This window comes from Paraburkholderia fynbosensis (genome assembly GCF_902859935.1).
Lineage (GTDB): Bacteria > Pseudomonadota > Gammaproteobacteria > Burkholderiales > Burkholderiaceae > Paraburkholderia > Paraburkholderia fynbosensis.
Window position 1 is genome coordinate 53,137 of record NZ_CADIKI010000003.1, and the last position, 13,162, is coordinate 66,298.

Genomic DNA, 13,162 nt, shown 5'->3' on the forward strand with positions numbered 1-13,162 from the left:
CCCTCCGATCGAGAGCGAGCCGGTGGCGGCCCGCTCGATCGTCACCCGCCGCATCACCTCACTACGACGGCCGCTTCGGAATGTTCAATCCCTTCGCCACCGCCGGCCGCGCAACGAACGCCGCCAACACACGCGTCACATTCGGAAAATCCTGAATGCCGACAAGTTCGCCCGCTTCGTAAAAACCGGCCAGGTTGCGCACCCACGGAAAAGTGGCGATATCCGCGATCGAGTACTGGTCGCCCAGAATCCAGTCGCGTCCTTCGAGCCGCTGGTCCAACACGCCGAGCAAGCGCCTAGACTCGCCGACGTACCGGTCGCGCGGACGCTTGTCCTCGTACTCCTTGCCAGCGAACTTGTGGAAGAAGCCGAGCTGCCCGAACATCGGTCCGATGCCGCCCATCTGGAACATCACCCACTGCATCGCTTCATAACGGCCGGCGGCGTCTTGCGGGATCAGCTGGCCGCTCTTGTCCGCGAGATAAATCAGAATCGCGCCGGATTCGAAAAGCGGCAGCGGCTTGCCGTCGGGCCCCTTGGGATCGAGGATCGCCGGAATCTTGTTGTTCGGATTGAGCGACAAAAACTCCGGCGTCATCTGATCGTCCGTATCGAAACGCACCAGATGCGCTTCATACGGCAAGCCGGTCTCTTCGAGCATGATCGAAATTTTCACGCCGTTCGGCGTGGGCAGCGAATAGAGCTGAATCCGGTCCGGGTGCTCGGCGGGCCATTTCTTCGTGATCGGGAAAGCGGATAAATCGGTCATGTGACGGTGTCAACCTTGTACGAAAGTCGTGCGATTGGGAGGCCCGTCGGGCGCGCGACAAGCGGCATCGATAAACGGCCGGCTTCGATGACGCTCACGCGCGTGCCGCGATCGCGGGACCGCCAAATATAAACCGACGCGACGCAACGCGTGCGAGAGCGCCTCGGTGAGCCGAAGCGTGAATCGGAACGCGCTACGCTTTTCTCAAACTCACAACGCGGACCTGCAGCCGGAATCGCCGCCGCGACTCACGAACAAGCCCGAGCGCAAGAAGCCAGCTTCGCACGCCGCCGCCCGTTCACCACAAATCCTTGGTCGCCGTGCCCGCGCGAAGGTTGAACCCCTCACGCCACAACGCCGCGCCAACCGTCAGCAGCAGCGTCTTCTGCTCGCCGTCGAGCAATGCCCATGCCGTCGACAACCACGTGGCGAAACTCGCGCAGGTGGATTCGAGGTCAACGGGCACTTTGCCCTCCAGGTACTGCCGTTCGAACATCGAAAGTACTTTTTCGGGTGTCATTGGCGATGCCTCCGTGTAGGATGCGCCAAGTCTAAAGGCGCCACCCCGCGCCCGGAATGCTCCGCGCCACCGATTGCGGGTTACTCCCAGGCAGTTGCGTTCGAACATCCGGGCAAGCGCAATTGACAGGCCGCCCTGCTCCAGGCGCGAGAAAGCAGCCACGCGAAATCAAAACGCGAAGAGGCGCCGAAGCGCCTCTCCCGCCGCAATGATGCCGGCGGTCATTCAGAAACACCCGCAAGCCGCATTACGGCATGTTGCGCTTCGCATCGTCCTTGCTGTCTTCTTTCGCATCGCCATAGGCTTTCTGCGCCTTGCCCGCACCTTGTTGCAAGTCGCCCTTCACTTCCTTGGCCGGATCGTTCGTGACCTTGCCGACGGCTTCGTTGACCTTGCCCTTGACCTGTTCTCCCGCACCCTTTACCTGGTCCTTGTTCATGTTCGGCTCCACTGTCTGGAATGCCGGCGCGACGTTACGCCAGTGCCGATATTGAGCAACGGATGTGCCCACGCTGCGCGCCGAAGCGACGGGTCGGCCGGCACGGCCGAAAAATATTTAAAGAAATGCCTAAAGTTCCGCCGCGGCGTGCCGTAAAAGGGCCATGGAGGAGCTATGGATCACACACCCAATACGCTTTCAGGATCATCCCAGTCCACGCTGATCGATGGAGACATCGCGCACATTGGGCGCGTGATGCGGACGTCTTTACACGGCGACCTGGCCGGTCCGATCCTGCCCCCCACCTATTGGCGCAAGCGTCTGCACGCGTTGCTCGACACCGGCCATCTTTCCCACGCGCAACTGTGCACGGTCGACAGCCTCCTGCTGCAACTCGACCAGTTCGAAGCTCAACCGGCGTGGGACACGCTCGCTCCCGCCACCGCCGCGCTATACGCGCCGCCGTATCCCGACAGCGCCAGCGGTCATCACTAACATCCAGTCGAACCGGCCCGCCTGCGCCTGACACGCGGGGCCGCCGACTGCCCCGCGCGATCAAAACCCGCGAGCGCGCGATCCGGGTCGCAGCGTCGACATACGCCGCAATATCGGACTCCGCATCCGGCTCCCAGCCTGCCCGTACCACGACGGCACCCCGCTCCAGCCGCCGACGCTCTCCGCATCCGCGAAAATTCCGCCCCGGAATCCCTAAAATAGCGAAAACGGGACGACCTTAGGTCATAATGTCCGCAAAAATTCCCAGCAAGGACACCTGTGACCCTCGCCGCACCGCTCAACCTGCTCCGGCAGGCGCGCGCCCGCTTCACTCAACGAGAAATCGCCGCGCACGTCGGCAAGGACATCAAGACGGTGCGCCGCTGGGAAAAAGGCGAAACACCGTGCCCGGCGATGCTCGAGCCGGCCCTGCGTGATCTGTTGCAGGAACGCGCGCGAACCGGCAGCGGCACGGCCGGCGACGCGCAATTCCGTTTCATCGATCTGTTCGCCGGTATCGGCGGAATTCGCATGGGCTTCGAGGCGCACGGCGGCGATTGCGTGTTCACGAGCGAATGGAACGACTTTTCGACGAGAACGTACCGCGAGAACTATCCCGGCGGCGGCGACCACGCGCTGATCGGCGACATCGTCGCCTTCCCCGCCGACGAGGTGCCGGGTCACGACGTACTGCTGGGCGGCTTCCCCTGCCAGCCGTTTTCGATTGCCGGCGTCAGCAAGAAGAACGCGCTGGGCCGGCCGCACGGTTTCGAATGCACGACGCAAGGCACGCTCTTTTTCGACGTCGCGCGGATCATCGCGGCGAAGCGCCCCGCCGCGTTCCTGCTGGAGAACGTGAAGAACCTGCTGTCGCACGACAAGGGCCGCACCTTCGACGTGATCCTGCAAACCTTGCGCGACGAACTCGGCTATGAAGTGCACTACCGCGTGATCGACGGCCAGCATTTCACGCCGCAGCATCGCGAGCGGATCATCATCGTCGGCTTTCGCGGCAAGACCGCGTTTTCCTGGGACGACCTGCATCTGCCGGAACAGGGCCCGCGGCTCGGCTCGATCCTGCATCGCACGGATGGCAGCGAACCGGTGCTGCCGTGGGACCACGACCGCTTCTTCGACCACACCGCGCAACGCGTGCAGCCGAAGTACACGCTCACACCGAACCTCTGGACTTATCTGCAGAACTACGCGGCCAAACACCGCGCGGCGGGCAACGGCTTCGGCTTCGGCATGGCCTATCCGGACAGCGTGACGCGCACGCTGTCGGCGCGCTATCACAAGGACGGCTCCGAGATTCTCGTGTACCAAGGCGAAGCGCTACGCCCGCGCCGCCTGACACCACGCGAATGCGCGCGGCTGATGGGCTTTCCCGACACCTTCAGGATTCCGGTCAGCGACACCCAGGCCTACCGGCAATTCGGCAACAGCGTCGTCATGCCGGTGATGCACGAAGTGGCGCGCATCATGCTGCCGCATGTGCAAACCCTGCTCGCCGAGGACAACTCGCATGGCTCGAAGCAAGCCCTTTCGCTGTACGCGTGAACCGCGCGTCGCCGTGACGGCCCGCCGGCGTCGCGGCGACGTCGCATCCAGGTCAGGGCACTGACGCGATGGTCGATATCGTCGACAGCGCGACACGCAGCCGGATGATGTCCGGCATTCGCGGCCGCAATACCAAACCGGAAATCCTGATCCGCAGCCTGCTGCATCGCCAGGGCTTTCGCTTTCGTCTCGATGCGCGTGATCTGCCGGGCCGCCCCGACATCGTGTTGCCGCGCTATCGCGCGGTCGTGCTGGTGCACGGCTGCTTCTGGCACGGCCACGACTGCCGTCTGTTCAAATGGCCGCAAACGCGGCCGGAATTCTGGCACGAGAAGATCGGCCGCAATCGCAGCAATGACGACAAGGTACGCCACGCGTTGCTCAACGACGGCTGGCGTGTGGCGGTGGTGTGGGAATGCGCGTTGCGTGGCGCCAATCGCGACATCGCGGGCGTGTTGCAACGGCTCGTCGACTGGTTGAAAAGCGACGCGCCGAGCTTCGAGGAACGCGGCTGAAAGCCGCCTGTCGCCGGCCTGTCGCCTGCCCGGGCAGGGCGAATCCCGCAGCCGCTGGTGATACACTCGACAGGCTACTTCGGAGCCTTTTTGTGCGCCGTTGCGGACGGTGCGCCGCACCCCGTCCAGCACGCAACCGCACGCTCCGACTATCCCAGAACCAATCAACAAGGGAGGCACATCATGGCTGATTTCCGTCTCTGGTCCGACGACTTTCCCACCAACGGCTTCATGCCGAAATCGCACGAATATCACGATAAGGCGTTCGGCGTGGACGGTGAGAACATCTCGCCCGCGCTGCAGTGGGATGCGCCGCCGCCGGACACACAAAGCTTCGCGCTCACCGTGCACGACCCCGATGCCCCGACCGGCAGCGGCTTCTGGCACTGGGTCGTGGTGAACATTCCGGGCGACGCCCGCTCGCTGCCGCGCAACGCCGGCAAAGCGGACGGCTCGCTGCTGCCGCAAGGCGCGCTGCAGGTGCGCAACGACTACGGCACGGTCGGCTTCGGCGGCGCCGCGCCGCCGCGCGGCGACCGGGCACATCGCTACATCTTCCGTCTGCATGCGCTGAAGGTGCCGCATCTGCCGATCAACGCGGACACCACCAACGCCGTGGCGCGCTTCATGACCCATCTGAACGAACTCGACTCCACCACCCACACGGGCCTGTACGAACTCAAGTAACGCACGGCACGCACTGCCGGCTCGCGTTCGCGGCGCCGGCAGTGCGTTTTACCGTGCACGGCGAGCCGCGCGCGCGGTCGTCGGCGGATCGCCGGGCCATCCCACTACAAATCGAACAATCGATGCACGCACAATCCTCGCGCAACGGCCCCTCCTCGCCGAGCGCTGCAGCCGACGCCCCCGCCGCGTCGCCCGAGACCGGCGCCGAACTCGGCCTGCCGCTGCCACAACGCTACTGGGCGATGCTGGTCATCGCGCTCGGGCTCACGCTCGCGGTGCTCGACAGCGCGATCGCCAACGTCGCGCTGCCGACGATCGCGCGCAACCTGCACGCGAGCGCGGCCGGCTCGATCTGGGTCGTCAACGCCTATCAGCTGGCGATCACCATTTCGCTGCTGCCACTCGCCTCGCTCGGCGACCGCATCGGCTACCGGCGCGTCTATCTGAGCGGCCTCGTTCTGTTCACGGTGTCCTCGTTCGGCTGCGCGCTGTCCACCTCGCTGCCGACCCTCGCGTTCGCCCGCGTGATCCAAGGCTTCGGCGCGGCGGGCATCATGAGCGTGAACACCGCGCTGGTACGCATGATCTATCCGCCCGCGCAGCTCGGCCGTGGCGTCGCGATCAACGCGATGGTGGTCGCGGTGTCGTCGGCGGTCGGGCCGACGGTGGCCTCCGGCGTGCTCGCGGTCGCGTCGTGGCCGTGGCTGTTCGCGATTAACGTGCCGATCGGCATCGCTGCGATCGTCGGCGGCTTCAAGGCGCTGCCGATGAACCCTGGCCACGACTCGCCGTACGACTACCTGAGCGCCGTGATGAACGCGTTCGTGTTCGGCCTGCTGATTTTTGCGGTCGACGGACTCGGCCACGGCGAGCGGTACGGCTATGTCACGGTCGAAGCCATCGCCGCGCTCGTGATCGGCTACTTCTTCGTGCGCCGTCAGTTGACTCAGTCGGCGCCGCTGCTGCCGATCGATCTGCTGAAGATTCCTGTGTTCGCGCTGTCGATCGGCACCTCGGTCTGCTCGTTCTGCGCGCAGATGCTGGCCTTCGTGTCGCTGCCGTTTCTGCTGCAGGAAACCTTGGGGTTATCGCAAGTCGAAACCGGTCTGCTGATGACGCCGTGGCCCGCGATCATCATTCTCGCGGCGCCGCTTTCCGGCGTGCTGTCGGACAAGGTGTCGGCGGGCTGGCTGGGCGGCATCGGCCTCGCCGCGCTGGCGCTCGGACTGCTGCTGCTCGCCACGCTCGGCCCGCATCCGGACGCATGGCAGATCTCGTGGCGCATGGCGTTGTGCGGCGCTGGCTTCGGCATCTTCCAGTCGCCAAACAACCGCACCATCCTCTCGGCCGCGCCGCGTGAGCGCAGCGGCGGCGCGAGCGGCATGCTCGGCACCGCGCGCCTGACCGGGCAGACGCTCGGTGCGGCACTGGTCGCGCTGATCTTCGGCATTGCGCCGCAAACCGGGCCGATCGTGGCGCTATATGTGGCGGCGGGCTTCGCGGCGGTGGCTTCGGTGGTTAGCACGGTGCGCGTCATGCAGCCGGGCAGCACGCCAGCCGTTTGACGCAGTTTTCCCCCTCGCATCGCACACATCGCACGCACAAACAGAAAGAGCGCGGATCACATGATCCGCGCTCTTTCTGTTTCGTTCGTTCTCCGATCTTGATTTCAATCCCGCCTGGACGTGACAGCCTGGGTGCCTCCCTCAAGACCGAAAGAGGCGCCGATCCGGCTACGACGAAGACGCCGTCACGTCAGCGAGCTTTACCGCTTTGGCCGTCACCGAAGAGGCGGTCGCGACGTTGCGCAGATCCGCGAGGAAGGTGTCGCGCCAGACCGATAGATTGTTCTCGCGCATCGGTGCCATCATGTCGGCGTGACGCGCCTGGCGCTCGGCGAGCGGCATCGACAGTGCGCGCTCCAGCGCTTCGGCCATCTGCGACAGATCGAACGGATTGACGACCAGCGCGCCCGGCAACTGCTCGGCCGCGCCGGCGAATTGCGACAGCACCAGCACGCCGGGATCGGCCGGGTCCTGTGAGGCGACATACTCTTTCGCGACGAGATTCATGCCGTCGCGCAACGGCGTCACATAGCCGACCTGCGACTGACGGAACAGCGCCATCAGCAGATTGCGTTCGTACTTGCGATTCAGGTACTGGATCGGCGTCCAGTCGAGCTGCGCGAAACGTCCGTTGATGCGGCCCGCTTCGCCCTCCAGCGTCTGACGGATGCGCTGATAGGTCTGCACGTCCGCGCGCGTCGGCGGGGCGATCTGCACGAGCGAGACCCGGCCGTGCCAGCCCGGCGCATTCAGCAGCAATCGTTCGAACGCCTGGAAGCGCTCCACCAGCCCCTTCGAATAATCGAGGCGGTCGACGCTCATGATCAGCTTGCGCCCGCGCATGCCGTCGCGCAGGCTGCGTACCGGCTTGCGGTCGGTGAACTGCTCGGCGGCCTTCGCAATCGCGTCCGGATAGATGCCGATCGGATACGCGCCGACCTTCAGGAAGCGGTTATACGCGTGCACCATGCCGTCTTCGCTGGAGGTGCCGTGCTGGCCGCGCTCAATATAGTCGACGAACGACTGGCGATCCGCCTCGGTCTGAAAACCGATCACGTCGTAGCTGCACATCGCCTTGACCAGTTCTTCGTGCGGTGGAATCGTGCGCAGCACTTCCGGCACCGGAAACGGAATATGCAGGAAAAAGCCGATCGGATTCTTCACACCGAGTTCGCGCAAGCAGCGCGCGAACGGCAGCAGGTGATAGTCGTGGACCCAGATGATGTCGTCGGGCTTGAGCAGCTCTTTGAGCTGCTTCGCGAGCGTCGCATTGACGCGCTGATAGCCCGCGTATTCCTGGCGGTCGTAGCGCGAGAGATCGTTGCGATAGTGGAAGGTCGGCCACAGCGTCGCGTTGGAAAAACCGCGGTAGTACTGGTCATAGTCGCGCTTGGTGAGGCCCACGGTCGCGTAGGTCACGTTGCCCTGTTTTTCGATGACCGGAGCGGACGGCTCGCTCACCGTTTCGCCGCTCCAGCCGAACCAGACCCCGCCGGTTTCCTTCAACGCGTCCAGCACGCCGATCGCCAGGCCACCTGCTGCTGGGCGTCCTTCCTGAATGGGTGCGACACGATTCGATACCACGATCAGTCTGCTCATTGGTTCTCCACCTAGTCAGTTGTTTCGTTGCATGCGGACATATGCCGAAAGGTGTATGCAAGTCGCGTGCCGAATTTCGACATGGGAAAATAAAAATGTATGCAAATGTGACGGGCAAGCAGAAACCCGCGAGGAATTCGCATCACAAAGGAATTTTTGCTGTACTAGCCGACGAAACCGGAACAGACGCTCCGACCGTCAAAATCGTTCGAATGGGGTTCGGACGAACTCACGCATCCTGTTCCGAGCCCAGATCGCGCTGGTAATCGAGCCCTTCCTTGCGTGCGCCGCCCTGGTTGTGCTCGCCGTCGGGCGGCGCGTCGGGCGCCACGCGGTTCTGCGCGGCCGGGTCCGGCGACACCGCGGGCTCGGTCTGGCTGCCGCCTGGCCGGGCGTCGCGCTTCGAATGGCGCGCTGAGCGTCGCAATGCGGGATGTCTCATGATCGTTGCCTCCGGGGAAGCGCGCCGCTATCCAGCGGCATCCATACAGTCTAGGGGGCGCGAAGGTAAATTGCCGGTAAAAGATGCGCCCGGTTTGTAACAAATACACAAATTTGCTGCGTCAGACGGGTGCCCGGTGTAGCGGACGTGTCAGAGTTGCATTCGCTGCGTCAGGGTGCCGACAGCTTGCGGCGTCTGCGTGGGCTGCGGGGGCGGATCACCGATCGGCGGAGCGACGGGCTCGATCGGTTCGATCGGCTCCGGATCCGGAGTGGGGATGGTGTCGGGCTCGGCCGGGTTCGGCGGCGGCGACGGCGGTTCGATCGGCTCGGGACGATGAGCGTGCTTCGAAGGGGGAAGCGCGGGAGCGGCGGCGTAGTCCGGCATGTCGGTTATCCTCGTTTGCGTTCCTTCGGATCGCAGCAAGGCCTGTGCCGCTAAGACGCGCTCCCGGCTGGCTGGGCGATGGGAGTGCGGACGGGCGCCAAGCCGCGCCCGTCAGGCGTCCGCGCCGCCCAGTGCGCGCGATTCGTCGGCGGCATCGCCTTCCTCGCGCGCGTCGTTGCCGTACTCGACCAGCCGGTTGTACAGCGTCTTAAGACTGATGCCGAGAATCTCCGCGGCGCGCGTCTTCACCCCGCCGCATTGTTCGAGCGTGGCGAGAATCAGCTGACGGTCCGCCTCGGCGAGCGACGTGCCGAACGGAATCGTAATGGCCGTGCCGGCAGCGGGCTTCGACAGCGTGATCTGCAACGGCACCGTCGCCGTGCTGTCCGAATCCGTGCCCGACATGATGTGCGCGCGCTGCACATAGTTCTTCAGCTCGCGCACGTTGCCCGGCCACGGATACGACATCAGCATTTCCTTCACGGCGGCGGGGAAGTGCTTCTTCGTGCTGTGGCGCTCGTTGAGTTCGTCGAGGAAAGCCTGCGCGAGCAGTTCGACGTCCTTGCCGCGGTCGCGCAGGGGCGGCAGGCTGATCGGAAACACGTTCAACCGATGGTAGAGGTCGAGGCGCAGCTTGCCTTCCAGCACTGCCTGCTCGGGGTCACGGTTGGTGGCCGCGATCAGGCGCACATCGGTTTCGATTTCCTTGGTCGTGCCGACCCGCATGAACATGCCGGTTTCCAGCACGCGCAGCAGTTTCACCTGCAGCTCGATCGGCATCTCGGTGATCTCGTCGAGAAACAGCGTGCCGCCGTTCGCGCGCTCGAAATAGCCCTTGTGCTGCCGGTCCGCGCCGGTGAAGGAACCGCGCTCGTGACCGAACATTTCCGATTCGATCAGATTCGGCGAGATCGCCCCGCAGTTGACGGCGAGGAACGCGTGCTTGCGGCGCAAGCTCAGTTCATGCAGCGTCTGCGCGGCGACTTCCTTACCGGTGCCCGACTCGCCCACCAGCATCACGGAGGCCGCGGTCGGCGCGACGCGGCCGATCTGGTCGTAGACCTCCTGCATCGCCGGCGAGTTGCCCAGCATCAGCCCGAAGCGTCCCATGCGGCGCAGCTCGCCACGCAACGTGCCGATTTCCGCCTTCAGGTCGCCGGCGCGCGGCAAACGCGACAGGATCGCCTTCACGCGCTGCATGTTGATCGGCTTGACCAGGTAGTCGGTGGCGCCCATCTTCAGCGCGTTGACCGCCGACTCCACCGTGGCGTGGCCGGTAATCACGATCACCTCCACGCCGGAGCGCGGATCCAGATCTTCGAACAGATCGACCCCGCTGCCATCGGGCAGCTTCAGGTCCGTAAAAACGACGTCCGGCATCTGCCGGATCAGTTGAATGCGCGCTTCGCGCAAATCGCCCGCGGTGGCGGTGGTCAGACCGTCTTCCCCAATGATGGCGGAAAGCGCCTCGCGGGTACCGGCATCGTCATCGACAATCAGTACATGTGGCATCGCGTCTCGAAAAGCTGCAAGCGTGGGTAGGGAAGCATGCCAATGTGCATGCTGAAAAGCGGGCCGGCGGTGGCGCGCTCTACCGCACCGCGCCTCGGATATGACGAACGCATTGACTTTTTGCGCGCGCACTCGCCGGTGACTTCATACAATACTGCAACAATAACCAGGGAATTCCCGACTATCGCCGCAGCATTGTTGTGTATTTACCCATTATACGGCTTTATCCAAACAAATTAACCTTTTGGCTTGGGGCGACGTGCGTCAATGTGAAATGGCCGCGATACGGGGCAGCCACCGCTTTAACTGCGCGGAAACGGCCACGCCCGGCCATCGCCATTCGTATGCGCCGGGCCGTTCGCTGCGTGCGCGTCCGGGCTCGCACTTGCCGTTGCCAGGCCCGCTGCGGGGGACGCGGGCGTGGCGACAGCGCCGCCCTCGCCTTCCCAGCGGCTCAATTCCCGCGCAGACGGCAACTTGGCCGCGCGCTTGCTCTGCACGTAACGGACTGCCAGAAAGCCGCCCAGCGCCATCAATGCACCGAAGATGCCAATTGGTCGTGCCATCGTGAACTCCTCGTGATCGTGAAGCGGATAAGGTCCGCACCGCGCTCGCCACTCAGCGCGCGGTCAGGACGCCCAGCAGAAAGCCTACACCCGCCGCGATACCGATCGCACGCCATGGGTTGTGCCGCACGTAGCGCTCCGTGCTGACGGTGGCTACCCGGTAACGCCGCTGCGCGTTGTGCTGCGCATCGCCCAGCGCGGATTGCAACGTCTCCACGTGCGTGCCTAGCCTGTCGCGCAGCGCGTCCACGCCCTCGCCCGGGACGTTGGCGGCGAGCCGCAGCATTTCCTCCGAGTCCTTCAGCAGCACCCGCAGATCCTCGACAATCTTCTGGCCGCCGAGTGCAAGTTGTTGCGTGGTGTCAGTCATCATTCACTCCTCGTCTAGATTCCGCGTTCGTGTGCGCACCGGGGCGTCACGGGGCTTCGCACCCTGCGTCGATGTTCGCCGCGGAAAAACACACGCGTGTCGGGCCGTTGGCGCAAACGCTGTGCCCGGTAAAACCGGCCTTCCAGGACCCCGCTCGTTGCGTCATGCACATTCGACCGATCGCGCGCGAATGTCCGTCTCACTGCGTTAGTTAGATTGCCGGAAACCGTGTCGAAGTGGTTAAATCGACTTCTGCGAGATATCGGCTGGACCGCGCTGTCTCGCGTCCAAGGCCTGCGCGCCGTAACAACACACTCATTTGCACAGGACCGTCTATGGCGTCAATCGATCTGGACTCGCCCACCGTCTCCGCCGGCGGCAATGCTTCGCCACAGGCGAAGCAGCGCGTCGCGGACGGCGTCGCGGGACTGAAATCGTACGGGCTGCTGTACGGCTCGTCGCCGATCATGCTGGATCTGTACGAGCAGATCGAGCGCGTCGCCAGCACCGACGCGACCGCGCTGATCATCGGTGAATCCGGCACCGGCAAGGAACTGATCGCCCGCACGATTCACGATCAAAGCAGCCGCAAGGACGCCGCGTTCGTCGCCGTGAACTGCGGCGCGATTCCCGATGAACTCATCGAAGCCGAGCTGTTCGGCCACGAAAAAGGCAGCTTTACCGGCGCGGTCCAAGGCCGCGTCGGCTACTTCGAACACGCTAACGGCGGCACGCTGTTCCTCGACGAAATTACCGAAATGGCGCCGGTGCGCCAGGTCAAACTGCTGCGCGCGCTCGAAACGGGCACCTTCTACCGGGTCGGCGGCACCGACCTGATCAGCGGCAACGTGCGCGTGATCGCCGCCACCAATCGCGACCCCGCGGTGGCCGTGAAGGAAAACGGCTTGCGCGAAGACCTGATGTACCGGCTCGCGGTGTTCCCTTTGCGCGCGCCGCCACTGCGCGAGCGCGACGGCGACCGTGAACTGCTCGCGCAACACTTCCTCGTGCAATTGAATCAGCAGGAAGGCACGAGCAAGAGCTTCAGCAAACGGTCGATCGAAACGCTGCGCACCTGGTCGTGGCCGGGCAACGTGCGCGAGTTGAAGAATGCGGTGTATCGCGCGTTCATTCTCGCGGAGAAGACCGTCGAGCTGCCGCATCCGCATCTCGCGTCGCGGGTTAAAAAAGCCGTCACGCAGGGTGACGCGATGAGCGTGTGGATCGGCACGCCGCTCGCCGATGCGCAAAAGCAGATCATCCTCGGTACGCTCAAGTATTGCGGCGGCGACAAGCGGCGCGCGGCCAAAGCGCTCGGCGTGAGTTTGAAGACGCTGTACAACCGCCTGAGCGCATACGGCGACGAAGGCGCGGAAGAAGAAGCCGAACAGTAAGCGTTTCGCAAGACGAGCCCCTGCGCTGAACCACTGCCTTGCCTGGCCCGGTACTCACGCGATCCCTCGCGTGAGTACCGCTCCACTATCCCGATAATGTGGATGCAGCGGGCGAAACAGCCGGCTCCGCATCGCTTCGTGCATTGCTTCGCATTACCAGGCAAATTCCTGGTTTCGCTCACCAGAAACCGGTTTGGTCTGCATCATGTTTTGCAATTTCTTGCACTTTGCCACTGCCAATTACAAAACGCATCCTGCAAAATGCGGCAGCGTATTGGAACGACGTGCCGCACGTTCGCGCTCGCTTCTCGCGTGAATGAAAGGCACTTGCACGAGCAGAGA

Annotated in this window: 15 protein-coding genes; 6 read left to right on the forward strand and 9 right to left on the reverse strand. The window is 64.1% G+C overall.

The features are described 5' to 3' along the window. Positions 1-61: 61 nt before the first annotated feature. The 3 genes from HV770_RS05930 to HV770_RS05940 form a co-directional block, all read right to left on the reverse strand. Positions 62-769: a glutathione binding-like protein gene (locus HV770_RS05930; RefSeq protein WP_175158538.1), complete on the reverse strand. Its 708-nt coding sequence runs from the start codon at positions 767-769 to the stop codon at positions 62-64. Positions 770-1,067: 298 nt separating this feature from the next. Continuing rightward, positions 1,068-1,289, reverse strand: a complete 222-nt coding sequence (locus HV770_RS05935; RefSeq protein ID WP_175158539.1) for a hypothetical protein — start codon at positions 1,287-1,289, stop codon at positions 1,068-1,070. Between the two features lie 247 nt (positions 1,290-1,536). Continuing rightward, positions 1,537-1,728, reverse strand: coding sequence for a CsbD family protein (locus HV770_RS05940; protein ID WP_175158540.1), 192 nt, complete (start codon positions 1,726-1,728; stop codon positions 1,537-1,539). Positions 1,729-1,902: 174 nt separating this feature from the next. Here HV770_RS05940 and HV770_RS05945 point away from each other — a divergent pair, with 174 nt between their 5' ends. The 5 genes from HV770_RS05945 to HV770_RS05965 all read left to right on the forward strand — a co-directional run bounded on the left by HV770_RS05945 (position 1,903) and on the right by HV770_RS05965 (position 6,550). Then, a complete protein-coding gene (locus tag HV770_RS05945; protein WP_175158541.1) occupies positions 1,903-2,223 on the forward strand; it encodes a hypothetical protein in 321 nt (106 codons plus the stop codon). A 279-nt stretch (positions 2,224-2,502) separates the two neighbouring features. Further along, positions 2,503-3,783 carry a DNA (cytosine-5-)-methyltransferase gene (gene dcm, locus HV770_RS05950; protein ID WP_175158542.1) on the forward strand — a complete coding sequence of 427 codons (1,281 nt, stop codon included), beginning with the start codon at positions 2,503-2,505 and terminating at the stop codon, positions 3,781-3,783. Positions 3,784-3,851: 68 nt separating this feature from the next. Then, on the forward strand, positions 3,852-4,298 hold the full coding sequence (locus tag HV770_RS05955; protein ID WP_175158543.1) for a very short patch repair endonuclease: 447 nt from the start codon (positions 3,852-3,854) through the stop codon (positions 4,296-4,298). Between the two features lie 183 nt (positions 4,299-4,481). Then, positions 4,482-4,985 carry a YbhB/YbcL family Raf kinase inhibitor-like protein gene (locus tag HV770_RS05960; RefSeq protein WP_175158544.1) on the forward strand — a complete coding sequence of 168 codons (504 nt, stop codon included), beginning with the start codon at positions 4,482-4,484 and terminating at the stop codon, positions 4,983-4,985. Between the two features lie 122 nt (positions 4,986-5,107). Then, the gene (locus HV770_RS05965) at positions 5,108-6,550 is read left to right on the forward strand and encodes an MFS transporter (RefSeq protein ID WP_175158545.1); all 1,443 of its coding nucleotides are present in this window, start codon (positions 5,108-5,110) and stop codon (positions 6,548-6,550) included. Positions 6,551-6,718: 168 nt separating this feature from the next. Here HV770_RS05965 and otsA read toward each other — a convergent pair whose 3' ends face one another. The 6 genes from otsA to HV770_RS05995 form a co-directional block, all read right to left on the reverse strand. Then, positions 6,719-8,149: an alpha,alpha-trehalose-phosphate synthase (UDP-forming) gene (gene otsA, locus HV770_RS05970; RefSeq protein WP_175158546.1), complete on the reverse strand. Its 1,431-nt coding sequence runs from the start codon at positions 8,147-8,149 to the stop codon at positions 6,719-6,721. Positions 8,150-8,378: 229 nt separating this feature from the next. After that, a complete protein-coding gene (locus HV770_RS05975) occupies positions 8,379-8,591 on the reverse strand; it encodes a hypothetical protein (RefSeq protein WP_175158547.1) in 213 nt (70 codons plus the stop codon). Between the two features lie 150 nt (positions 8,592-8,741). Further along, positions 8,742-8,978 carry a hypothetical protein gene (locus tag HV770_RS05980; RefSeq protein ID WP_175158548.1) on the reverse strand — a complete coding sequence of 79 codons (237 nt, stop codon included), beginning with the start codon at positions 8,976-8,978 and terminating at the stop codon, positions 8,742-8,744. A 111-nt stretch (positions 8,979-9,089) separates the two neighbouring features. Continuing rightward, a complete protein-coding gene (locus HV770_RS05985) occupies positions 9,090-10,490 on the reverse strand; it encodes a sigma-54-dependent transcriptional regulator (protein ID WP_175158549.1) in 1,401 nt (466 codons plus the stop codon). A gap of 302 nt (positions 10,491-10,792) precedes the next feature. Further along, positions 10,793-11,056 (reverse strand): hypothetical protein, encoded by a 264-nt coding sequence (locus HV770_RS05990; protein ID WP_175158550.1) that lies wholly within the window; start codon positions 11,054-11,056, stop codon positions 10,793-10,795. A gap of 52 nt (positions 11,057-11,108) precedes the next feature. Beyond that, a complete protein-coding gene (locus HV770_RS05995) occupies positions 11,109-11,426 on the reverse strand; it encodes an ElaB/YgaM/YqjD family protein (protein WP_175158837.1) in 318 nt (105 codons plus the stop codon). Positions 11,427-11,761: 335 nt separating this feature from the next. Between HV770_RS05995 and HV770_RS06000 the strand changes: the two genes are divergently transcribed. Further along, on the forward strand, positions 11,762-12,820 hold the full coding sequence (locus tag HV770_RS06000) for a sigma-54 interaction domain-containing protein (protein ID WP_175158551.1): 1,059 nt from the start codon (positions 11,762-11,764) through the stop codon (positions 12,818-12,820). Positions 12,821-13,162 lie beyond the last annotated feature (342 nt).